The 22723-nt window shown below is 67.9% G+C and carries 21 protein-coding genes; 11 read left to right on the top strand and 10 right to left on the bottom strand.

Annotation, left to right across the window (positions count from 1 at the left end):
• Positions 1 to 338 precede the first annotated feature (338 nt).
• Genes AC07M8_RS10565 through AC07M8_RS10580 form a run of 4 tightly spaced genes read left to right on the top strand, consistent with a single transcriptional unit; the run spans position 339 to position 3310 of the window.
• A complete protein-coding gene (locus tag AC07M8_RS10565; protein ID WP_495174308.1) occupies positions 339 to 1583 on the top strand; it encodes a lipoprotein-releasing ABC transporter permease subunit in 1245 nt (414 codons plus the stop codon).
• The gene (locus AC07M8_RS10570; RefSeq protein ID WP_495174309.1) at positions 1576 to 2250 is read left to right on the top strand and encodes an ABC transporter ATP-binding protein; all 675 of its coding nucleotides are present in this window, start codon (positions 1576 to 1578) and stop codon (positions 2248 to 2250) included. Before AC07M8_RS10565 ends, AC07M8_RS10570 begins: the two co-directional genes overlap by 8 nt.
• Positions 2247 to 2834 (top strand): GNAT family N-acetyltransferase, encoded by a 588-nt coding sequence (locus tag AC07M8_RS10575; RefSeq protein WP_495174310.1) that lies wholly within the window; start codon positions 2247 to 2249, stop codon positions 2832 to 2834. Before AC07M8_RS10570 ends, AC07M8_RS10575 begins: the two co-directional genes overlap by 4 nt.
• Positions 2831 to 3310: a glutathione peroxidase gene (locus tag AC07M8_RS10580; protein ID WP_495174311.1), complete on the top strand. Its 480-nt coding sequence runs from the start codon at positions 2831 to 2833 to the stop codon at positions 3308 to 3310. Before AC07M8_RS10575 ends, AC07M8_RS10580 begins: the two co-directional genes overlap by 4 nt.
• A gap of 100 nt (positions 3311 to 3410) precedes the next feature.
• Here AC07M8_RS10580 and AC07M8_RS10585 read toward each other — a convergent pair whose 3' ends face one another.
• On the bottom strand, positions 3411 to 4082 hold the full coding sequence (locus AC07M8_RS10585) for a fumarylacetoacetate hydrolase family protein (protein ID WP_495174312.1): 672 nt from the start codon (positions 4080 to 4082) through the stop codon (positions 3411 to 3413).
• Between the two features lie 10 nt (positions 4083 to 4092).
• Positions 4093 to 4707 (bottom strand): HdeD family acid-resistance protein, encoded by a 615-nt coding sequence (locus AC07M8_RS10590; protein WP_495174313.1) that lies wholly within the window; start codon positions 4705 to 4707, stop codon positions 4093 to 4095.
• 95 nt (positions 4708 to 4802) lie between these two features.
• On the opposite strand from AC07M8_RS10590, the gene dnaE reads away from it, so the two are divergent.
• Complete coding sequence (dnaE, locus tag AC07M8_RS10595) at positions 4803 to 8294, top strand: DNA polymerase III subunit alpha (RefSeq protein ID WP_495174314.1); 3492 nt, start codon at positions 4803 to 4805, stop codon at positions 8292 to 8294.
• A gap of 30 nt (positions 8295 to 8324) precedes the next feature.
• Here dnaE and AC07M8_RS10600 read toward each other — a convergent pair whose 3' ends face one another.
• Together AC07M8_RS10600 and AC07M8_RS10605 are read right to left on the bottom strand one after the other, a co-directional pair.
• Positions 8325 to 8465, bottom strand: coding sequence for a hypothetical protein (locus AC07M8_RS10600; RefSeq protein ID WP_495174315.1), 141 nt, complete (start codon positions 8463 to 8465; stop codon positions 8325 to 8327).
• 62 nt (positions 8466 to 8527) lie between these two features.
• Positions 8528 to 9607 carry a PA0069 family radical SAM protein gene (locus AC07M8_RS10605; protein WP_495174316.1) on the bottom strand — a complete coding sequence of 360 codons (1080 nt, stop codon included), beginning with the start codon at positions 9605 to 9607 and terminating at the stop codon, positions 8528 to 8530.
• A gap of 59 nt (positions 9608 to 9666) precedes the next feature.
• Here AC07M8_RS10605 and AC07M8_RS10610 point away from each other — a divergent pair, with 59 nt between their 5' ends.
• Positions 9667 to 10008: a VOC family protein gene (locus AC07M8_RS10610; protein WP_495174317.1), complete on the top strand. Its 342-nt coding sequence runs from the start codon at positions 9667 to 9669 to the stop codon at positions 10006 to 10008.
• Between the two features lie 19 nt (positions 10009 to 10027).
• On the opposite strand, the gene moaB is transcribed toward AC07M8_RS10610, so the two are convergent.
• The 3 genes from moaB to AC07M8_RS10625 all read right to left on the bottom strand — a co-directional run bounded on the left by moaB (position 10028) and on the right by AC07M8_RS10625 (position 13351).
• A complete protein-coding gene (moaB, locus tag AC07M8_RS10615; protein ID WP_495174318.1) occupies positions 10028 to 10555 on the bottom strand; it encodes a molybdenum cofactor biosynthesis protein B in 528 nt (175 codons plus the stop codon).
• 214 nt (positions 10556 to 10769) lie between these two features.
• A complete protein-coding gene (locus AC07M8_RS10620; RefSeq protein WP_495174319.1) occupies positions 10770 to 12614 on the bottom strand; it encodes a lytic transglycosylase domain-containing protein in 1845 nt (614 codons plus the stop codon).
• Between the two features lie 5 nt (positions 12615 to 12619).
• Positions 12620 to 13351 (bottom strand): uracil-DNA glycosylase, encoded by a 732-nt coding sequence (locus tag AC07M8_RS10625; RefSeq protein ID WP_495174320.1) that lies wholly within the window; start codon positions 13349 to 13351, stop codon positions 12620 to 12622.
• A gap of 128 nt (positions 13352 to 13479) precedes the next feature.
• On the opposite strand from AC07M8_RS10625, the gene AC07M8_RS10630 reads away from it, so the two are divergent.
• From AC07M8_RS10630 to recA, 4 genes are all read left to right on the top strand, one after another.
• Complete coding sequence (locus AC07M8_RS10630; protein ID WP_495174321.1) at positions 13480 to 15132, top strand: electron transfer flavoprotein-ubiquinone oxidoreductase; 1653 nt, start codon at positions 13480 to 13482, stop codon at positions 15130 to 15132.
• A gap of 19 nt (positions 15133 to 15151) precedes the next feature.
• The gene (locus AC07M8_RS10635) at positions 15152 to 16741 is read left to right on the top strand and encodes a tetratricopeptide repeat protein (protein ID WP_495174322.1); all 1590 of its coding nucleotides are present in this window, start codon (positions 15152 to 15154) and stop codon (positions 16739 to 16741) included.
• A complete protein-coding gene (locus tag AC07M8_RS10640) occupies positions 16731 to 17555 on the top strand; it encodes a 4-(cytidine 5'-diphospho)-2-C-methyl-D-erythritol kinase (RefSeq protein ID WP_495174323.1) in 825 nt (274 codons plus the stop codon). Before AC07M8_RS10635 ends, AC07M8_RS10640 begins: the two co-directional genes overlap by 11 nt.
• A 113-nt stretch (positions 17556 to 17668) precedes the next feature.
• Positions 17669 to 18742, top strand: a complete 1074-nt coding sequence (recA, locus tag AC07M8_RS10645; protein WP_276046377.1) for a recombinase RecA — start codon at positions 17669 to 17671, stop codon at positions 18740 to 18742.
• Positions 18743 to 19338: 596 nt separating this feature from the next.
• On the opposite strand, the gene AC07M8_RS10650 is transcribed toward recA, so the two are convergent.
• On the bottom strand, positions 19339 to 19935 hold the full coding sequence (locus tag AC07M8_RS10650; RefSeq protein ID WP_495174324.1) for a DUF1989 domain-containing protein: 597 nt from the start codon (positions 19933 to 19935) through the stop codon (positions 19339 to 19341).
• On the bottom strand, positions 19932 to 20615 hold the full coding sequence (gene gntA, locus AC07M8_RS10655) for a guanitoxin biosynthesis heme-dependent pre-guanitoxin N-hydroxylase GntA (protein WP_495174325.1): 684 nt from the start codon (positions 20613 to 20615) through the stop codon (positions 19932 to 19934). The genes AC07M8_RS10650 and gntA overlap by 4 nt, the downstream gene beginning before the upstream one ends.
• Before the next feature lie 161 nt (positions 20616 to 20776).
• Between gntA and AC07M8_RS10660 the strand changes: the two genes are divergently transcribed.
• Positions 20777 to 21400 carry a glutathione S-transferase family protein gene (locus AC07M8_RS10660; protein ID WP_495174326.1) on the top strand — a complete coding sequence of 208 codons (624 nt, stop codon included), beginning with the start codon at positions 20777 to 20779 and terminating at the stop codon, positions 21398 to 21400.
• A gap of 5 nt (positions 21401 to 21405) precedes the next feature.
• On the opposite strand, the gene AC07M8_RS10665 is transcribed toward AC07M8_RS10660, so the two are convergent.
• Entirely contained in the window at positions 21406 to 22683 is a 1278-nt protein-coding gene (locus AC07M8_RS10665; RefSeq protein ID WP_495174327.1) for a dicarboxylate/amino acid:cation symporter, read from the bottom strand.
• Between the last annotated feature and the right edge of the window lie 40 nt (positions 22684 to 22723).

Raw genomic sequence — 22723 nt, forward strand, 5'->3', positions numbered from 1 at the left:
GGTGACGATTTGGAGGCGCGAAGGATGATTGTCGTTGCAGGTAGGAAGGCGCAGCGCCCTCAACGGCAAACACCCGGACCGTTACCGATCCGGGTGCCTGCGTGACGAGTAAACTCGTCAGCCCCCTTCTTGCCGCCGGCCCGCGCGGTGTCGCAGCGGTAACCCTTGGCAATTTCCCCGAACCACGGCCATTGCCTGTGTCTCAGATGAGTATCTGCTAGGCACGATAGGCCGCCTTGTCACCGGGGATGTCGCAACGGCAAAGCGATTGCCGTCACCCTGTGTCGAATCCGCAACATCCATTTGCGCGCCGCCGCCCGCTCTCCTAGAGCCGGCGCATGATCCTCTCACGCTATGAACGGATGATCGCCCGCCGCTATCTGCTGCCGGGCAAGGGGGAGGCCTTCATCTTCCTGGTCGCCTCCATCTCGCTGGTCGCGGTGATGCTCGGCGTCGCCGCACTCGTCATCGTGATGAGCGTGATGAACGGCTTCCGCGCCGAACTGTTCGACAAGATCGTCGGGCTTAACGGTCATGCCGTGATCCAGGGCGCGAACAATCGCCTGCCGGACTGGCGGGAGATTGTGGCGGAGGCGAAGCGGACGCCGGGGGTGACGTCCGCGGTTCCGCTGATCGAACAGCCGTTGTTCTCGACCTACAATGGCCGTTCCGAGGGCATTCTGGTGCGCGGCATGGCAGTGCCGGATTTCCGCGCCGCGGTGGGCGACAAGCTGGTGATGGGGTCACTGGCGCCGATCACCCCGGGCAGCGGCCGGATCGCGATCGGTTCGCGGCTGGCCGAGGCGCTGGGCGCGCAGGTCGGCAGCGAAATCACGATCATCAACCCGCAGGGCGCCGCCTCGCCGTTCGGCACCGTGCCGCGCTATGTGAGCTACACCGTCTCGGCGATTTTCGAGATCGGCGTCTACGATTATGACAAAGCCTATGTGATCATGCCGATCAAGGATGCGCAGACCCTGCTGTTCCTCGGCGACGCGGTGGCGATGGTCGAGGTGCAGACCAACAATGCCGACAAGGTCCGCCAGATCCTCGCGCCGCTCGGCAACAAGCTCGGCGGCAATGCGATCATCCAGGACTGGCAGCAGATGAACGCGCAATTGTTCGAGGCGCTGGCGGTGGAGCGGGTGGCGATGTTCACCGTGCTGTCGATCATCATCCTCGTCGCGGTGTTCAACATCCTCTCGTCGCTGATCATGCTGGTGCGCGCCAAGACCCGCGACATCGCGATCCTGCGGACGATGGGCGCGACCCGCGGCGGCCTGATGCGGATTTTCATGGTCGTCGGCACCACGATCGGCGCACTCGGCACGGTCGCCGGGCTCGGCCTCGGCTTCCTGTTCCTCTTCTACCGGCAGGGCGTGATCAACATCGTCCAGCTCGTCACCGGCCAGAACCTGTGGGATCCCTCGATCCGCTATCTGACCGAACTGCCCTCCAAGCCCGATCCGGTCGAGATCATCGTCATCACCGCGATGGCGCTGGTCTTCAGCTTCCTCGCCACGCTGTACCCGGCGTGGAAGGCGGCGAGCACCGATCCGGTCCAGGTGCTCCGCTATGAATGACGCCGTCCTCCAGACCCGCGGGCTGACCCGCAACTTCGTCCAGGGCGGCGAGGTGATCCACGTGCTGCGCGGCGTGGACCTCGCGGTCGCGCCGGGAGAGATCGTCGCGCTGGTCGGCCCGTCCGGCTCGGGCAAGTCGACCCTGCTCCAGGCGGTCGGGCTGCTCGAGGGCGGCTTTGAAGGCTCGATCCGGATCGGCGGCGAGGAAGCCGCGAGCCTCAGCGCAAATGGCCGCACGACCATGCGCCGCGACCGCCTGGGGTTCGTCTACCAGTTCCATCACCTGCTCCCCGATTTTAACGCGGTCGAGAACGTCGTGCTGCCGCAGCTCGTCCATGGCGCCGAGCGCAAGCCCGCCGACGAGCGCGCCGCGTCGCTGCTGACGGCGCTCGGCCTCGGCCACCGCCTGACCCATCGCCCGAGCCAGCTGTCGGGTGGCGAGCAGCAGCGCGTCGCCGTCGCCCGGGCGCTGGCCAATCGCCCGGCGCTGGTGCTCGCCGACGAGCCGACCGGCAATCTCGACGAGCATACCGCCGATGTCGTGCTCGCCGAATTTCTCCGGCTGGTCCGCGAGGAAGGTTCGGCGGCGCTGGTCGCGACCCACAACGAGCGGCTGGCGCAGAAGATGGATCGCGTGGTCCGCCTCCATGAAGGCGTGCTGCAGTGAGCTGGGGCGAGACGCCGACGCTGGTCGGTCGTCACGTCACCTTGCGCCCGCTCGATCGCAGCGACGAGGCGGCGCTGGTCGAGGTCGCGCGCGCCGGTAATCTGTGGGACACCTTCTACGCCAATGTCGCCCAGCTCAAGGATTCGCCGCGCTGGATGGATGCGAGCTTCGCCGAGCAGGCGCATGGCCGCGCGCGCTTGTTCGCGGTAGCGGCCCCGGCAGGGCAGGTGGTCGGCACCACCCGGCTGATGCGGATGAACGAGAAGCATCGGCGGCTGGAGATCGGCGGCACCTTCTATGCCAGGACGGTCCAGCGCACCGGGGTCAACACCGAGGCCAAGCTGCTGCTGCTCTCCCATGCCTTCGACCAGCTCGGCTGCCAGTGCGTGCAGATCCGCACCGATTCGCTCAACAAGCGCAGCCAGACCGCGATCGAGCGGCTCGGCGCGCAGCGCGACGGCGTGCTGCGCGGGCACCAGATTGTCGACGGCCGGTTGCGCGACTCGGTGGTGTACAGCATCCTCGATCGCGAATGGCCGGGAGTCCGCCAGAACCTCCAGTTCCTGCTGGCGCGGCACGGATGAGCAGCATCGCCGACATCTCGGTCGCCGCCGCCGACGGCGAGCGGGTGCCGCTGGAGCGCTGGGCAGGGCAGGTGCTGCTGATCGTCAACACCGCGTCGCAATGCGGCTTCACCCCGCAATATGAAGGGCTGGAGGCGCTGCAGCGCCGATTGAGCCCGCGCGGCTTCTCGGTGCTCGCCTTCCCCTGCAACCAGTTTGGCGCGCAGGAGCCCGGCGACGCCGCCGAGATCGCGTCCTTCTGCTCACTGACCTACGATGTCACCTTTCCGCTGTTCGCCAAGGTCGATGTCAACGGTGCCGGGGCCGATCCGCTGTTCGTGCGCCTCAAGGCCGCGGCGCCGGGGCTGCTCGGCAGCAAGGCGATCAAGTGGAACTTCACCAAGTTCCTTGTCGATCGCCAGGGCAGAATCGTTCGCCGCTATGGCCCCGCCACCAAGCCCGAGGCGATCACCCGCGATATCGAGGCGCTGCTCTAGACCGCCAGCTGCTCGCTCGGCGTCAATCCGATGCACGAGGGCATCGCCTTCAAGCGTAGGGGAGGGGCTGCTAACGGCTGCCGCTTTTGCTGAGGGCCACTCAGCTAAAGCTCACCTCGACCGGCTCGGCACCGGGCACTTCGCCGTTCAGCGTCTGGCCGCGCAACACCGGGCCGACCCCGGCCGGGGTCCCGGTGAAGATCAGGTCTCCCGGCGCCAGCGCGACAAAGGTCGACAGCGTGGCGATGATCTCGGCGACGCTCCAGGTCATCTGGTCGAGATCGCCCGACTGGCGCGCCGACCCATCGATGCTCAGCTGGATCGCGCCGGTTTCGGGCGGTGCCCCGCGGGTGATCGCGCCGATCGGGGCGGAGCGGTCGAAGCCCTTGGCGAGATCCCACGGTCGGCCGGCCTTCTTGGCTACCGCCTGGAGATCGCGGCGGGTAAGATCGATTCCTGCGGCATAGCCGTAGATTGCCGCCATGGCGTCGCCAGCGGCAATGTCGCTGCCGCCGGTGCCCAGGGCCACCACCAGCTCGATCTCGTGATGGAGATCCTCGGTCATGGTCGGAAACGGGATCGTCGATCCGCTCTCGACCACCGCATCGGCGGGCTTGGCGAAGAAGAACGGCGGGTTGCGCGTCGGATCGCCGCCCATTTCGCGAGCGTGATCGGCGTAATTCTGGCCGACGCAGAAGATGCGACGGACCGGAAAGCGCTCGTCGCTGCCGGCAACGGCGATGGTGGGGATTGTGACGGTAGGCAGGTCCATGGCGCGGCTCTCAGCCTGCGACCGCAAAGGCGGGCGCGCCGGTGCGGTGATTGAGGGCCGAGACGATCGAGGTGATGCCACCGAGCAGGAAGCTGATGCCGAGGATGAAGCCCGGCAGCGTCAGCGCCGCCCAGGGCAGCGTTGCCAGCACATAGATGGCGAGCAGGATGTTGACGATGCCGAGCGCGATCATCAGCCCGCGGCCGCGGCGGAAGCGCGCGCCGAGCGCGATCTCGAGCACGCCGCGGATGCCCAGCCACACCGCGACCATCAGCGTCAGCGACAGCGCGCCGGCGACCGGCTCGAACGCCATCACGAGGCCAATGACCAAAGACAGGATGCCGAAGCCGATCGCATAGCCGCGGCCCTCATGGTCCTTGCCGACGAAGCCCGCGGTGATCGACACCAGCCCGGCGGCGATGAAGAAGCCGCCGATCACCAGCGTGGCCGTGAGCGTCGCGGCGAACGGCCAGGCGAAGGCAGCGAGGCCGAGCACCACCGACAGGATGCCATAGCCGAGGATCCAGCCCCAGCCGGCGCCCGCCGGCGTCGCGGCAAGGGGATCGAACGTCGTGCGGTCGGTGAAGACCACGCGGTCGGCGGTGGCGGGGCGGGGGTCGGTCATGCACTTACTCCGTTATGCAGGCGGAACGACGTTTTCCACCGCTGGTTCCGCGCGGTCCCTGTTCGAATCAGGCCATCGGGGCTACTATCGGGGGCATGTCGCATTCCGGGTTCGTGCCGCTCCGCATCTTCTCCTCCTACACCATGCTGGACGGCGCCATCGAGCCCAAGGCGATCGCCAAGCAGGCCAAGGCGCTGAAGTTTCCGGCGGCGGCGCTGACCGACCGTAACGGCCTCTATGCCGCAATGGCCTATTCGGACGCCGCCAAGAGTGCGGGCGTCCAGCCGGTGATCGGCACCATGCTATGCGTCGCGCGGCCGGATCAGCCCGAGGGTGTGGCGCCGACGCTCGACTGGATCGCGCTTTATGCGCAGGATACGGTCGGCTACGACAATCTGTGTGCGCTGGTCAGCCTCGCCCATCTTGACCGGCCAATCGAATTGCCCGCGCATGTCGACTTTGCCGCGCTCGAGGGCCGCACCGACGGGCTGATCGCGCTGACCGCCGGTGGCGAAGGCGCGCTCGCCCGCCTGTACCATGAGGACCAGCCCGATCGTGCGGGGCTCTACGCCGACCGACTAGAGGCGCTGTTTCCCGAACGTCTTTATGTCGAGATCGCGCGGCGCGACAACGCGATCGAGGAGGGGGCCGAACAGGCGCTGCTCGATCTCGCTTATGCACGCGACCTGCCGTTGGTCGCGACCAATCCGTGCTGCTTCACCCAGGCTGATTTCAGCGACGCGCACGATGCCATGCTCTGCATTGCCTCTTCCTCCTATGTGCAGAGCGACGATCGCCAGAAGACCTCGCCCGATGCATGGCTGAAGCCGGCGGCGATGATGCGCGAGCTGTTCGCCGACCTGCCAGAGGCAATCGACAACACGCTGGTGGTGGCGCAGCGCTGCGCGGTGATGGCGCCCAAGCGCAAGCCGATCCTGCCGAGCCTCGCCGGCGATCGCGACGGCGAGGCCGAGATGCTGCGCACCGATTCGCGCGCCGGATTGGAGCGCCGGCTCGACTGGATCGCCAAACTGGAAGGCGAGGGCGAGGAGGGGTGGCGCGAAGTCTACCGCCAGCGGCTGGAGTTCGAGATCGACGTCATCGTTCAAATGGGGTTCCCGGGCTACTTCCTGATCGTCGCCGACTTCATCAAATGGGCCAAGGATCACGACATCCCGGTCGGCCCCGGCCGAGGATCGGGTGCGGGCTCGGCGGTTGCCTGGGCGCTGACGATCACCGATCTCGACCCGATCAAGCTCGGCCTGCTGTTCGAGCGCTTCCTCAACCCCGAGCGCGTGTCGATGCCGGATTTCGACATCGACTTCTGCGAAACCCGCCGCGGCGAGGTGATCCGCTACGTCCAGGAGAAATACGGCCGCGACCAAGTCGCGCAGATCATCACCTTCGGTAAGCTGAAGGCGCGCGCGGTGCTCAAGGACACCGGGCGCGTGCTGCAGATGAGCTATGGCCAGGTCGATCGACTCGCCAAGCTGATCCCCAACCACCCCACCGATCCATGGACGCTCGAGCGCACGCTCAACGGCGTCGGTGAGTTCGCGCGCGAGTATAGCAACGACAATGGCGTGCGCCGGCTGGTCGATCTGGCGATGAAGCTGGAGGGGTTGCCGCGGCACTCCTCCACCCATGCCGCCGGCGTGGTGATCGGCGACCGCCCGCTCGCGCAACTGGTGCCGCTGTACCGCGACCCGCGCTCGGACATGCCCGTGACACAGTTCGACATGAAATATGTCGAGGGCGCTGGCCTGGTGAAGTTCGACTTCCTCGGCCTCAAGACCCTGTCCGTGCTCAAGAAGGCGGTGCAATTGCTCGCCAAGCGCGGCGTCGAGGTCGACCTCGATGCGCTCACCTGGGACGACGAGGGCGTCTACAAGCTGCTCCAGAAAGGCGACACGGTTGGCGTGTTCCAGCTCGAATCGGAGGGGATGCGGCGGACGCTGTCCGCGGTGCGGCCGACCAACTTCGGCGACATCATCGCGCTGGTGTCGCTCTACCGCCCGGGGCCGATGGACAACATCCCGAGCTTCGGCCGCCGCAAGCAGGGCCAGGAGGAGATCGTCTACCCGCACGCCGCGCTGGAGCCGATCCTCGCCGAAACCTATGGCATCTTCGTCTACCAGGAACAGGTTATGCAGGCGGCGCAGATCCTCGCCGGCTACAGCCTCGGCGGCGCCGACATGCTCCGCCGCGCGATGGGCAAGAAGGTCAAGGCGGAGATGGACGCCCAGCGCTCGATCTTCGTCGAGGGCTGCGCCAAGACCCACAATATCGGCAAGGCCAAGGCGAACGAGCTGTTCGACTTGATCGACAAGTTCGCCGGCTACGGCTTCAACAAGAGCCATGCCGCGGCCTATGCGCTGCTCGCCTACCAGACCGCCTGGCTGAAGGCGCACCACCCCGCGGAATTCTTTGCGGCATCGATGTGCTACGACATGGCGCAGACCGACAAGCTCTGCATCTTCGTCGACGACATGCGCCGGCTCGGCGTCTCGATCGTCGGCCCCGACATCAACCATAGCGAGGCCGAATTCGACGTCCAGGAAACCGAGGACGGCCTGGCGGTGCGCTTTGCGCTGGCGGCGCTGAAGTCGGTCGGCGAGGGAGCGATGGAGCGGCTGGTCGAGGAGCGGCGCACGCACGGCGCGTTCAAGAGCCTCGACGATCTCGCCACCCGGGTCGACCCGCGGCTGATCAACAAGCGGCAGCTCGAGACCCTTGCTGCCGGCGGCGCGTTCGATTCGCTCGACACCAATCGTGCCGGGATCCATGCCGTCGCCGAGACCGTGCTGGCGGTCGCCGCGCGCACCCATGAGGGCCGCACCAGCGGGCAGGGCGGGCTGTTCGGCACCGAGGATGTCGCCGGCGACACGATCAAGCTGCCCGCCTCGGCGCGGTGGAGCCTCGCCGATCGGATGGAGCAGGAAAAGGAGGCGTTCGGCTTCTATTTCTCGGCGCATCCGGTCGATCGCCACGCCCATCTCGCCAAGATGCACGGCGCGCGGCAATATGTCGCGCTCACCGAGCTCAACATTCCCGAGGACGGCACCCGCGCCGGCGCGACCATGGCGGTACTGGTCGAGGATGCGCGCTGGCGAACCTCGGCACGCGGCAAGCGCTACATGATGGCGACGCTGTCCGATGCTTCGGGACAGTTCGTCGCGACCTGCTTCGACGATGCCGTCGCCGCGGATCTCGAGGATGCGGCGCGAATGGGCGGCTGCGGCCTGGCGACGGTGGAGCTCGATCGCCGGCCGGGCGAGGAGACGCCGCGGGTGTCGGTCAAGCGGCTGCAGCCGTTCGACAGCCTCGCGTCGATCGCGCGGTTCACGGTGGAGGCGACGGTTGCCACGCCGGCCGCGCTGGCGGCGCTGGCGGGGTTGCTGGAGGCGCATCGCGGCGCGCGCGGCGAGGTGCGGGCACGATTGCCGCTGGAGGGCGGCGAGGCGGTAGTGCTGCTCGGCCGCGACTTCCTGCTCGATCTCGAGCTGGTCGGGCAGATCGAAGCGATCCCCGGCATCTCGGCGGTGACGCTCGACCGGGCGACGTCGAAGCTGGCGCTGGTCGGCTAGGCACGCCGACCAGGCACCATGTCGACGAGCTTAGTCGTCGCTCGCCTCGTCGCCTTGCGGGCCGGCATTGTTGCCATAGCCGGCACCGGACGCCGGCTCCTCGGGGGTCGAGGTCGTGGCATCGTCCTTGTCCGCCGCGTCGTCCGGGCCGAGATTGTCCTGATCGGTCATCGTCGTCTCCTGCATCTGGGTGACGGGTCAACGATGGGCGTGGCCGGTGGATCCGGCCCGGGCTAGAACAACTCGCCCTGCGGCCCGCGCGGCGGCCGGAAGAGATCGGTGCGCAGCGGCACCCGCGGCCGATCGAGGCCGTGCTTGCGGCAGGCGATGCGGAACCGGGTGCGCAGCAGCTCCGCCCACGGGCCGCTGCCGCGCATCCGGGTATGGAAGCTGGGATCATTGTCGCGGCCGCCGCGCAACGACTGGATGGTCGCCATCACCTTGCCGGCGCGATCGGGGAAATGCGCGTCGAGCCAGGCGCGGAACAGCGGCGCGACCTCGTGCGGCAGGCGGACGGGGATGAAGAACACGCCCGCCGCCCCCGCCTCGGCCGCCCGCTCGATCAGATGTTCGAGTTCGTGATCGGTGATCCCCGGGATCACCGGGGCGATCGACACATAGGTCGGTACGCCCGCGGCGGCGAGGGTACGCACCGCGGCAAGCCGCCGCTCGGGGGTGGATGCGCGGGGCTCGACGGTGCTCGCGATCCGCGGATCGAGCGAGGTGACCGACATCGCCACCGCGGCCAGACCCTGGGCCGCCATCGGCGCGATCAGATCGAGATCGCGGACCACCCGGTCGGACTTGGTGGTGATGGTGAGGGGATGGCCGGTCTCGGCCAGCACCTCGATGATGCCGCGGGTGATTCGCCACTCCGCCTCGATCGGCTGATACGGATCGGTGTTGGTGCCGAGCGCCATCGGCGCCACCGCATAACCGGGCTTGCCGAGCTCCTCGCGAAGCAGCGCCGCGGCGGTCGGCTTGACGAACAGGCGGCTCTCGAAGTCCAGGCCGGGCGACAGATCGTGGAAGGCATGGCTCGGCCGGGCGAAACAGTAGATGCAGCCATGCTCGCAGCCGCGATAGGGATTGATCGAGCGATCGAAGCCGATGTCGGGCGAGCTGTTGCGCGCGATGATCGTGCGGGGCTGCTCGACCGTCACCACCGTCCGCAGTGGCGGCGGCGCGCCATCGATCGCGTCGCGGTCGTCGAGCCAATCGCCGTCTGCCTCGAACGACAGGTGGTCGAAGCGCGTGCTGCGCACGTTGCCGGTGGCGCCGCGCACCGGCCGGCGTCTGTTGCCCTGGGCCATGCGCACATGCTAGGGGATCAGGCAGAACACATCAAGAACATGGATAAGGAGACTTGGTCATGGCCCGGATCACCTACCTTGAACTGCCGGTGGCGGACACCGCCCGCGCCAAGGCGTTCTACGCCGCGGCGTTCGCCTGGCCGACCACCGACTATGGTCCGACCTATGCCGCCGCGACGACCGGCGGCGCGGACGTCGGCTTCCAGGCCGATCCCGACGAGCGTACCGCAGCGCCGCTCGCGGTGATCGAGGTGGAGGACTTGGACGCCGCACAGACCGCGGTCGAACGGGCCGGAGGGACGATCACCCAACCGGTATTCGCCTTTCCGGGCGGCCGGCGCTTCCACTTTGCCGACCCGGATGGCCACGAGCTAGCGGTGATGCAGCCGGATTTAGCGTAACGGCCGCGGGGCGAGGCGATCAGCGTTCCAGGAGCCGCGGCATCAGCTCGACGAAGTTGCATGGCCGGTGCCGGCTATCGAGTTGGTCCTTGAGGATATCGTCCCAGCCGTCCTTGACGGCGCCGGTCGAGCCGGGGAGCGCGAAGATGTAGGTGCCGCGGGCGACGCAGGCGCAGGCGCGCGATTGCACGGTAGACGTGCCGATCTTGGCATAGCTCAGCCAGCGAAACAGCTCGCCGAAGCCCGGGATCATCTTGTCGGCAACACGCTCGATTGCCTCGGGGGTGACGTCGCGGCCGGTGACGCCGGTGCCACCGGTGGTGATGATGCAATCGATTGTCTCATCGTCGATCCAGCGGTGCAGCTCGGCGACGATGCCGTCGGCGTCGTCGCGCCGGATCGCCCGATCGGCGAGAACATGGCCCGCCTCGCTCAGCCGCGCCACCAGCGTGTCGCCCGAGCGGTCGTCATCGAGACCGCGGGTGTCGGAGACGGTCAGCACCGCGATGCGGACAGGGATGAAGGTGAGGGTAGGGTCAATCGGCATGGCGAGGTCTCACGGAAGCGGTGACGCCGAGGTCATGCCACGTTGGCGCCGCGCCGGCCACGGATAAGCGCCGCCGAGGACCTGCTCGAGATTCCCCAACATGCCTCGTCATGCTGAATTTGGTCCAGGCCCCATCACCAGCGCTTGCCCTTGATGGATGCTGCGGGTGATGGATGCTGAAACGAGTTCGGCATGACGGGTGGAGGGGGAAGGGTCAGTCTTTGCTGACGGTGCTCGATTGCAGGCCGACAGTGCCGTTGACGGCGATCGTGCTGGCACTGGCGGTCGCCGCCGGGCGGGCGTTCATCCGCACCGCGGTGGCGCCCGGCAGGCCGGGGAAGCGCGGCCACATGCCCTGCGCCAGTGCGGCGCGGCTCGGCAGCTTGCGGGCGGTGCCGCGCGCCTCGTACATCCAATAGTTGCGCAGCACCGTGGTGACATAGCCGCGCGTCTCCCAATAAGGAATGCTCTCGATATAGAGCAGCGGGTCGCCGCCATCGCGGACCAGCGCGTTCCATTCGCCGACCGGCTTGGGACCGGCATTATAGGCCGCGATCACCTTGGGGAGCAGCCCGCCGGTAACGCCGGCCATGTCGCGCAGCCGCTCGAGATGACGCTGGCCGATATCCATGTTGACCGACGGCTTGGTCAGCGCCGCCTTGTCGATCGCGGTGCCGCGCTCGCGGGCGAAATCAGTCGCCGCGGCCGGCATGATCTGCATCAGGCCATAAGCGCCGGCGGGGCTCACCACCTTGTTGCGGAAGCCGCTCTCCTCGAGCGTATGGGCATAGACCAGCGCCTTCTCGACCCGCCAGCCGCTGTCGGGCGTCCAATCGGGGGTGGGATAGCGCGCCTCGGCGGTCATGGTGACGCCCTGCGGGCAATTGTGCGCCAGCCACACCGTGGTCGCCGGCAGGCTCAGCGCCTCGGCGATGCGGACGAGACTGCCGAATTCGCGCGGGTCGCCGATCCGCGCCTGCTGGCGGATCACGTCGTCGGCCAGATCAGTTTCGCCGATCTCGGCGAGCGCCGCGGCGACGCGGACGTTGGGGCGCTTGTCGAGCGCCGCCCAGTCGCCGGTGACCAGCGCGTTGAGCGCCGGCCCCTTGTCGGTGATCTGCAGTGCCTGGCGGGCGAGCTGGCCGTAGAAGCTTTCGGAAAATTGTGCTGCGGATTGCAGCCGCGCCTGGACCTTGTCGGGCCGCCCGCACGCCATGTCGGCGCGGCTCGCCCAATACAGCGCGGCGGCGCGCAGGTCGACGTCGCTGGCTCGTCCTGCCACGCCCTCGAACGCGGTCTCGGCCGCGGCGCAGTCGTTCTGCCGCCACGCAGAGAGCGCGCCCATCCAGCGGCCCTGCACCGCCCAGTCGCCCGTACCCTCAGCAGCCTTGGCGGCCATCAGCCGCGTATTGGCGTCGTCGCCGACCAGATAATACATCCAGGCGACCTTCGCCTGCCATTCGGCCTGTGCCTCGGGGGTAAGCCCCTCGGTGCCCTCGAGCAGTGCCTGCGCCTCGTGCGCCATGTCCGCCTTAACGAACGGCTGCATCTTGGTGGCGAGATCAGCGGCGATCTCGTCGCTCTTGGTGGCCTTGGCGCGGACCCGGCGCGGCGCGCCATCCTGCCAGATCAGCCGTTGTGCCATCGGCAGCGGCGCGAGATCGACGGCGCCGCGAGCCTTGGCGAGCCGCGCCAGATCGGCGGCCTCGGGAAGCTCAGGAGCCTCGGCGAGCAGCGCCATCAGCGGCTCGAGTTCCACCTTGGGCGAGCCTTTGGCAGTATACATTTCCGCGCGCGCGATCGCGTGCAGCGGGCCGGGCTTCATCGTCGCGAGCTGGATCTGCGCGTCGGTCCACTTGCCGTCGCGGATTGCCTGGAACACCGCGCGATAGCCGCTGCGCTGGTCAGCATCGAGCTGCGTGGGAAGATGCTCGGCCACCGCCGGCAGCGCGCTGCGGGCATCGCCGGCCGGCGTCGGCGCTGGTTCCGCGGCCGGCACGGGAGCGGCCAGCGCCGAGGCCGGCAGCGCCGCCGACAGTGCGAATATCACCCTGAACATGCGGGTCATAATTCCACCCCCTGGATCAGCAATTGCAAGTCCTTCCAGGCCTCTGCCTTTGCCGCCGGCTTCTCGAGCAAGAAGCGCGGATGATAGCTGGCGACCACCCCTGTCTCTCCGCCCTTGTGGTTAAACTGGTGTAAAGAACCACGGGAGGCCGGCATGTCCATCCCCAGAATGGCACGACTGGCCGCATTGCCCATCAGCAGCACGCGTTGCGGCGCGACCAAACCGATGTGGTGGCGCGAGATGTCGGACAGGCGCTGCTCGACGTCGCCGGGCATTCGCCCCGCCAGTGGCCGCCGCGCGCACACCGCGGCGAGGTGCACAGCGTCGCGGCTGAGCCCGATCGCCGCAAGCATCCGATCAAACAGGCGGCCGACCACGCCGGTCATCAGCAGGCTTTCGGCGCCATCCTCCTTGTCGGGGCAGTCGACCAGCACCATCACCTTGGCATTCGCCGGGCCGGTCGCCGCGATCGAGACGCCGCGCCATGCCGCCTCGGGAGCGTCGGCGGCGATGCGCCAGGCGAGGAAGGTGGCGAGATCGTCCGACATGGCGGCTGCCGGTGCCACCACTGGTTCGGCCGCAGCCGGCGCCAAGGGCTGCTGGGGCACCGGCGCGGCCAGCCAGTCGCGCGGCAGCTCGTCGACCAGCGTGTCGACACCGGCGTCCTGCCACCAGTCGAGCGCACTGGCGGCGCTGCTCATCCAGTCGATATGTTGATCCGCTCCCACCGCTGGCCTTGTTCCCGCAGTTGACGTTTTGGTCAACTTGTCGGATCGCGGGGCAAGACAAGACGTTGCCGCCTCGCGCCCGGACGCTCTTAGACGGCGCAAGGGGGGCGGCAACCCGGGAGACGATGATGAGCGAACGCGAATCCATGCCCTACGATGTGGTCATCGTCGGCGCGGGGCCTGCCGGCCTCGCCGCCGCGATCCGCTTCAAGCAGCTGAGCGCCGAACGCGGTGCGGAGCTGTCGGTATGCGTGCTGGAAAAGGGGTCGGAGGTCGGCGCGCACATCCTGTCGGGTGCGGTGATCGACCCGCGCAGCCTCGACGAACTGCTGCCCGCCTGGCGCGAAACCTGTCCGCTCGCCGAGGTGCCGGTGACCGAGAACCTCCACTGGGTGCTGACCGAGCGGAAGAAGACGGTGCTGCCGCATCTGTGGACACCGCCGTTCCTCCACAACAAGGGCACTTATACCGGCAGCCTCGGCAACCTGTGCCGCTGGCTCGCCGGGCAGGCGGAGGAGCTCGGCGTCGAGATCTTCCCGGGGTTCGCAGCCGCCGAGATCCTGTTCGACGAGGCCGGCGGGGTGAAGGGCGTCGCCACCGGCGACATGGGCGTCGCGCGCAACGGTACCCACAAACCCGACTACCAGCCCGGGCTCGAGCTCCATGCCAAATACACCTTCTTCGCCGAGGGCTGTCGCGGGCATCTCACCAAGGAGGTGATCCGCACCTTCGATCTCGCGCGCGATGCCCAGCCGCAGGTCTACGGGCTCGGCATCAAGGAGCTGTGGGACATCGATCCTGCGCTCCATCAGCCCGGCCGGGTCATCCACACTCAGGGCTGGCCGCTCGGCGACGACGCCAATGGCGGCGGCTGGCTGTACCACCAGGCCAACGGCCAGGTCAGCCTCGGCTTCGTCACCTGGCTGAACTACACCAACCCCTATCTGTCGCCATTCAGCGAGATGCAGAAGTGGAAGACCCATCCCGAGATCGCCGCGCTGCTCAAGGGCGCCAAGCGCGTCTCCTATGGCGCGCGCGCGATCAGTGATGGCGGGCTGCAGTCGATCCCCAAGCTGGTGTTCCCGGGCGGCGCGCTGATCGGCGACAGCGCCGGCTTCCTCAACGTGCCGCGGATCAAGGGCACCCACACCGCGATGAAGAGCGGGATGATGGCGGCCGAGGCGGCGGTGGAGGCGGTCCTGTCGCAGCGGCAGAGCGACGAGCTGGTGGCTTATCCGGAGGCGTTCGATGCGAGCTGGGTGAAAAAAGAGCTGTCGATCGTTCGCAACGTCGTGCCGCTGGTGAAGCGGTTCGGCGACTTCGTCGGCTCCGGGCTGGCCGGCGTCACCATGTGGCTCGAGCATTTCGGCCTCAAGATGCCGTTCACCATGAAGCATCATCCCGATCACGAGAGCCTGTGGCGCAAGGATCTCGCTACGCCGCCGGTCTATCCCAAGCCCGATGGCGTGCTCACCTTCGATCGCCTGTCATCGGTGTTCCTGTCCAATACGAACCACGAGGAAGACCAGCCGGTCCACCTCACCCTCAAGGATGCGTCAATCCCGATCGGCTATGATCTGCCGATGTACGACGAGCCGGCGCAACGCTATTGCCCGGCCGGCGTTTACGAGGTGGTGGGGCAGGACACCGACGAGCCCCGGTTCGTGATCAACGCCCAGAATTGCGTCCACTGCAAGACGTGCGACATCAAGGATCCCACCCAGAACATCAACTGGGTGGTGCCGGAGGGTGGTGGAGGCCCCAATTACCCCAACATGTAAGCTGCTTCTCCTCGCCACCGTGCTGAGCGTCGCGGCGACCCCGGTCGCCGCCGATACGCGGTTGCCCGTACCGGCGGCGCGCGATGGCGTGGCGGCCTATCTCAAGGCGCGCGCCGCCGAGGCCGACGGCGAGATCGACCGCGCCGCCGCCGGCTATGCGGTGGCGCTGGCCGCGGCACCGGGTAATCTGGCTGTGGCCGATCGTGCCTATCGCCAGGCGATGGCGGCGGGGGATCTGCGGCTGGCGGCGCGCGCGGCCGGGATGCTGGCCGGCGAGGCGGAGGCGGCGCCAGACCTGCCGCTGCTCGGCCTCGCCGAGGCGGCCGCGCGCAGCGATGTCGCCGGGGTCGAGGCTGCCACCGCCGGGCTCGACAAGGGCGCGCTGCGAGTGCTGTCGCCATCGTTGCGCGGCTGGATCGCCTTCGCGCGCGGCAGCGATCCACTGGCGCCGCTTGCTGCGGCAGGCAGGGACCCGATCGCCAGCCATGTCGCCGCCGAACAGCGCGGGCTGCTGCTGATCGCCCGCGGTGACGTCACCGGCGGAAGCGCCGCCGTGCTCGCGCAGGCTCGCGGCGCCGAGGGCAACGACCTGCGCGCCGCCGCGGCGCAGCTGCTGTTCGGCGTCGGCGATGCGGCCGAGGCACGCAGCCTGCTCACGCTCGACGACCCTGTGCTGATGGCGATGCGGACCAGCAAGGGGGCCAGGCCGACGCTCGGGTTCGCCGTGTCGCGCCTGTTCGCGAGCCTGGGCGCCGACCTGCTCGACCAGCGCGCGTCGCCGCTGGGGCTCGGCCTCGCGCGCGCGGCGCTGGTCGCCGATCCCGGCAACGATCGTGCGCGGCTGCTGCTCGGCCAGGCACTCGCCCGCGGCGGCGCGACTGAGGCCGCGCTGCGCGTGCTGGCGGGCGTCGCGCCGTCGAGCCCGTTCCAGGCGCCGGCGGTGGCGGGGCGGATCATGATCCTGGTAAATGCGGGCCGCGATGCCGAGGCGCTCGATCTCGCCCGCGCCCGCGCGACCGATCCCGATGGCAGTGCCGACGATTGGCAGCGCTATGCCGATCGGCTGGTCGCGGCGCGCCGTTATGCCGAGGCGGCACCCTGGTATCGCCGCGTGACCGACCAGGTCGAGCCCGGCGGGCAGTGGGCGGCCTTTGTCCAATATGGCGGCGCGCTGGAACAGGCCGGCGACTGGCCCGGCGCGCGGGCCGCGCTGCGTCGCGCGGTGGCGCTCGGGCCATCCCAGCCGCTCGCGCTCAACTATCTCGGCTACGCCTCCGCGACGCGGGGCGAGGACATGGCCGCGGCGACCGCGATGCTCGAGCGTGCCCATGCCCTGTTGCCGGACAATCTGGCGATCGTCGATTCGCTTGGCTGGGTCTACCATCTGGCCGGTGACGACGGCCGGGCGCTGCCGATGATCGAGCGGGCCGCAATCGGCGAACCGGCCGACCCCGAAATCGCCGAGCATCTCGGCGACTTGTATTGGACGCTGGGGCGCCGCTACGAGGCGCGCTATGCCTGGCGCGCCGCCGCGCTCACCGCCGGCCCCGACGACCAACCCCGCCTCACCGCCAGAATAGAGACCGGCCTGCCATCCCATGATCGTTGAAGCTGCCCCCGCGAAGATCAACCTCGCGCTCCACGTCCGCCGCCGCCGCGCCGATGGCTATCACGAGCTCGAGACGCTGTTCGCCTTCGCCCGCGACGGCGACGCGATCACGGTCGAGCTGGCCGAGGCCGATGATTTCGCCATCACCGGCCCGTTCGCCGCCGCGCTCGCCGGGCCGGGCGACAATCTGGTGACGCGTGCCGCGACGCGCTTCGTTGACCGCTTCGGCATCGCCCAGGCGCATCGTATCGTGCTCGACAAGCGCCTGCCGATCGCCTCGGGGATCGGCGGCGGATCCGCGGATGCCGCGGCGACGCTGCGCGCGCTGGCTCGGCTCCACGGCGTCGCGCTCGACGATCCCGGGCTGTTCGCGATCGCCGAGCAGCTCGGCGCCGATGTGCCCGCCTGCCTGGTGGGGCGGACAACGCTGGGGACCGGCAAGGGCGAGACGCTGCAGCCGCTCGACGGGCTGTCGGGCACGCCGCTGCTGCTGATCAACCCGGGCGTGGCGGTGTCGACCGCACCGGTGTTCGCCGGCTGGGACGGGACCGATCGTGGTGGCCTTCCCGACGGCGACCTGCTCGCCCGTGCCCGCGCCGGTCGCAACGATCTCGAGCCGCCGGCGCGGGCGCTGGCGCCGGTGATCGGCGAGGTGCGTGCATTGCTCGATGCCGCGCCGGGGGTGCTGCTCGGGCGGATGTCGGGATCCGGCGCGACCTGTTTCGGGCTGTTCGAGTCCGCGGCGGCCGCCGCTGCCGTGGCTGCGCAGGCCGAGCGGCGCGGCTGGTGGACGCTGGCGACCGCGCTGGCCTGAGCCGTACGCGGATAATCGCCGCGTTCCCCTCTTGTTCCTGCAGAACAAACCATATACATGGTAACCAACGCGTTGCCGTGGGCGCGCGCATGCTCTAGCAGGGGAGGCTCCCAATGGCCGCCAATCTGAAAGTGATCGATAACGGCATGGCAACAGCCAACGCAGACCGCCAGAAGGCGCTAGACGCCGCGCTTGCGCAGATCGACCGCGCCTTCGGCAAGGGCTCGGCGATGAAGCTCGGCGCCAAGGAAACCATGCAGGTCGAGGTGATCTCGTCCGGCTCGCTTGGGCTCGACATCGCGCTCGGGGTCGGCGGTCTGCCGCGCGGCCGCGTGATCGAGGTCTATGGTCCTGAATCGTCGGGCAAGACCACGCTCGCGCTGCATGTCATCGCCGAGGCGCAGAAGGGGGGCGGCACTGCCGCCTTCGTCGACGCCGAGCATGCGCTCGATCCGGTCTATGCCAAGAAGCTCGGGGTCAACATCGACGAGCTGATCGTCTCGCAGCCGGATACCGGCGAGCAGGCGCTCGAGATCGTCGACACGCTGGTCCGCTCCAACGCGATCGACGTGCTGGTGGTCGACTCGGTCGCGGCGCTGGTGCCGCGCGCCGAGATCGAGGGCGAGATGGGCGACAGCCATGTCGGCCTGCAGGCGCGGCTGATGTCGCAGTCGCTGCGCAAGCTCACCGGCTCGATCAGTCGCTCGCGTTGTATGGTGATCTTCATCAACCAGCTGCGCATGAAGATCGGCGTGATGTACGGCAATCCGGAGACGACCACCGGCGGCAACGCGCTGAAATTCTATGCCTCGGTCCGGCTCGACATCCGCCGCACCGGTGCGATCAAGGACCGTGAAGAGGTCACCGGCAACGCCACCCGCGTCAAGGTGGTCAAGAACAAGGTCGCGCCGCCGTTCAAGCAGGTCGAGTTCGATATCATGTATGGCGAGGGCATTTCCAAGATCGGCGAGATTCTTGATCTCGGGGTCAAGGCCGGGCTGGTCGAGAAGTCGGGTGCCTGGTTCAGCTACGACAGCGTTCGCATCGGCCAGGGCCGCGAGAATTCGAAGAACTATCTGCGCGAGCATCCGGAAATGGCCGACAAGCTCGAGCGCGCCATCCGCCAGCGTACCGAGAAGGTTGCCGAGGAGATGATGGTCGGCCCGGACGCCGAGGACGATGTCTGATCGACGCCCATTCGGCGCTGATCCGGCGTGGATCGGTTGAATGGAGCAGGGGGCTCGCCAGCAATGGCGGGCCCTTTTAGCACGAGGCGAGCATCGGGGCGGGATACCGACGTGGCGGGACGCAGAACGCGGGATAAATGATCGGGGCGGGAGAAAAGCTGGCCGCAAGCCGTTGGATGATCAGCGATCCTGCTTGCCGGAGATACCATGCCCCAGCTCTTCATGTTCGCGCTGATCGGATCGGCGATGTTCGCGACCGTCATGACCACCATCGCCGGCGTCGCCACGATCCCGCGCCGCCGTAACGCCCAACGAGGCTGAGTCGGCGCGGTGGTTTGAACGACGACGCGTCTGGTTGTCGGATACACATCGGCAGAACCATCGGACGGCCGGCTGATCATTGATACGCACGAAGCGCCCTCTTCATTGGGGGGCGACTCTGTCGGGCGGGACCTGGGCTGGCCATCCCAGCGGAAGCTGGAAATTCCTGCGACAGAGCATGCGCCAGGGTCTTTGACGACGTGAGCTGGCAACCCGGCATAGTCGCGTGCCGCTGCGGAGGGCGCGCTAAGCACCCAGCTGCCGACCCTGCCAATTCAGCCCTGCGGCTCGATCCGATAATGGATCGGCTTGAACGTGCCGCCATTCGAGTCGGGTGCCGAGCACGCCGTCAGCCCGATGATCAGGTCCATCTCGGCGCGCAGCGAAATGTGGTCGCCGGCGCGGCTGATCGGCGGCAGCACCTTGAGCTTGCCGGTCTCGCCATCGATCGGCACGTTCATGAAGCAGTTGAACGCGGTCGGGATCTGATCCGGGCCGATCCCATAAGGCTCGAGCGCGGCAGCGAGATTGCCGAAGCAGCCGCGGTGCGGCGGCAGGGTCGGGTAGAAATGGTGGAAGGTATCGAACGAACAGGGGGTGAGCAGGAAATCATGCCGGCCGACCGTATCCTCGACGATCTCCAGCATCACCCGCGACCGGTTCGAATACAGCTTGTGCCCGGTGGTGAGGTACAGCGTCTCGGCATAGTCGAGCGTGCGCCCGGAGGAGATCACCTCGCCCTGATCCTCGCCGCTGAACGCGAGCAGATCGGCGACTTGTTCGCCGCGCGGATCGATCACCACCAGCGTCTCACCGCGGCCGAGGCGAAAGGCCGTGCCGCTGCGCTCGGGGATCTCGTGAACCGCGGTCATGCGTCGCCGCTGTAATGGAACGGGCACGCCCAGGCGTCGCCGACCACCCGGCCGCTATATTGGCGTGCTTCGCTCATCTCGCCGTGGCGTGCGAGCATCGGGTTGCGCGACCCGGCGAGCGCCTCGTCGCGCACCATGATCTTCTCGCGCATCGTCTCATATTTGCCCTGCGCCCGCAACTGGGTGAACTGATCGTGCAGGTTGAACACCATTACCGGTGCCTCGAAGCGACGGGCAGGGCGGCTGGCCTTGCCGTGCAGCCCGACCACGAAAAATGCCTCGCCGCCGAACGACAGCGAGAAATGAGGGTTGTCCGGATCGGCGCTGACCTCCTGATCATAGGCTTGCCCGCGCCACACGTCCTTGTCGGAGATCGACTGCACGCGCTGCCACAAGGCGCGCTCGAATGCTTCCTCGCTGAGATCGTCGGGCCCGTCGAAGATCACCGCCAGGCTGCGGAACAAGGCGCGATCCTGGCGATAAGCGGCAGTGAAGTGCAGCAGCCGCTCGTGGATGCGCAGATCGTCCCACGCGCTGTCGATGCTGCGGCAGTTGAGCACCTCAAGCGTGCCCTTCGCCATCGCCGCCTTGGCGCCGACGCAGGGGAAGCTCGCCGCAGCAATACGGTCGAACAGGGCGGAGCGGAGTGGGCTGTCGGCGGTGCTGGACCAGTCGAACATCGGTTTGGCAAGCTTCATCCCCGGCCCAACGCCCATATTGATCTAAAGGTCCGGCACTTAGCGGGTGCTCTCAATCCTGGACGCGGCGCCCGATCCTATATTCGGACGTTGTTGTTGCAACAAGTTGGCCGCATCGACCACAGCACAATTGAGGAGAGCCCATGATCACCGTGCACCATCTGGAGAACAGCCGCTCGCAGCGCGTGCTCTGGCTTCTTGAAGAACTGGGGCTGCCCTATGTCGTCAAGCGCTACGCGCGTAACCGGCAGACGATGCTGGCGCCACGCGAGCTGAAGGCGGTGCATCCGCTCGGCAAGTCGCCGGTGATCGACGACGACGGGTTGGTGATCGCCGAGACCGGCGCGATCGTCGAATATCTCGTCGAAAAGGCCGATGGCCGGCTCGGGCCGCCGCCGCATCGCGCGGCGGCGCTGCTCTATCGCTTCTGGCTCCATTATGCCGAAGGCTCGCTGATGCCGCCGCTGTTCGCCAAGCTGGTGCTGAGCCGGGTGCCGCTATTCGGCAAGGCGGCGCAGAAGAAGATCCAGCCGATGATCGACGTCCATCTCGACTATGTCGAGGCGGAACTGGCGCAGCGTGGCTGGTTCGCCGGCGACGCCATGTCGGCGGCCGATATCATGATGAGCTTTCCGCTCGAAGCGGCGCGCAGCCGGGCAGGACTCGATGCCTCGCGCCCGGCGACGATCGCATGGCTCGACAAGATCCATGCCCGCCCGGCCTATCAGGCCGCGCTCGCCAAGGGCGGGCCCTACGCCTACGCCTGATCGGGTCAGGCGACCTCGGCCAGCTCCGCCTCGGGCGGAATCGGCGCGCGCAGGTCGCCCTCCCATTTCGCCACCACCGAGGCGGCGACCGCATTGCCGAGCACGTTGGTCGCCGATCGGCCCATGTCGAGGAAGTGGTCGACCGCGAGGATCAGCAGCACGCCCGCTTCGGGAATGTTGAACTGCGCGAGCGTCGCGGTGATCACCACCAGGCTGGCCCGCGGCACCCCGGCGATGCCCTTTGACGTAACCATCAGCGTCAGCAGCATTGCGATCTCGGTGCCGAGCGAGAGGTGGATGCCATAAGCCTGCGCGATGAACAGCGACGCGAAGGTCATGTACATCATCGAGCCATCGAGGTTGAACGAATAGCCGAGCGGCAGCACGAAGCTGGCGATCCGCGGCGGCACGCCGAACTTCTCCAGCGCCTCCAGCGTCCGCGGGAAGGCGGCCTCGGACGAGGCGGTGGAGAAGGCGACGAGCGCCGGATCGCGGATATAGCGCACCAGCTGCGCCATCCGCCCGCCAACCACGGCAAAGCCGAGCGCGATCAGCATTGCCCATAGCAGCCCGAGGCCGACGTAGACGCTGAACATGAAATAGCCGAGCCGCAGGATCACGCCCGGGCCCTGCTCGGTCAGCGTCGCCGCCACCGCCGCGAACACCGCGAGCGGCGCGAAGCGCATTACGTAATCGGTGATCTTGAGCATCACCGCGACCAGCGCCTCGGCGGCGCGGACCAGCGGCTGCGCGCGCTCGCCGACCGCCGCCATGGCGACGCCGGCGAATACCGAGAACACCACGATCGGCAGGATCTCGTTGGTCGCCAGCACCTCGAAGATCGATTGCGGCACCACATGCGCGACCCATTTGGCTGGATCGAAGGCGGCGCGATCGATCCCGCTCGCCTCGGTGACCGGCGGCAGCGGCAGATTGAGCCCCACTCCTGGCTGCAGCAGGTGGACCAGGATCAGCCCGAGGGTGAGCGAAAGCAGGCTGGCGCCGATGAACCAGCCAAGCGATTTCAGCCCGACCCGCCCCAGCGCGCCAGTATCGCCCATGTGCGCGATGCCGACCACCAGCGTCGACAGCACCAGCGGCGCGATGATCATCTTGATCAGCCGCAGGAACACCGTGGTGACGATCGACAGCCAGCCGCCGATCGCGGTCAGCCGTTCGGCCGATGCCGCGCTGCCATCGTCGATCCCGGCGTTGATCGCCCAGCCGACCACCAGCCCCGCCACCAGCGCCGCCAGAATGTAATAGGTAAGGCGCTTGCCCATCCGTCGCTCCCGTTCTCGCTTCCAGCGAAGGGGATTGCGA

It is taken from the genome of Sphingomonas sp. GW821-FHT09E03, assembly GCF_059416225.1.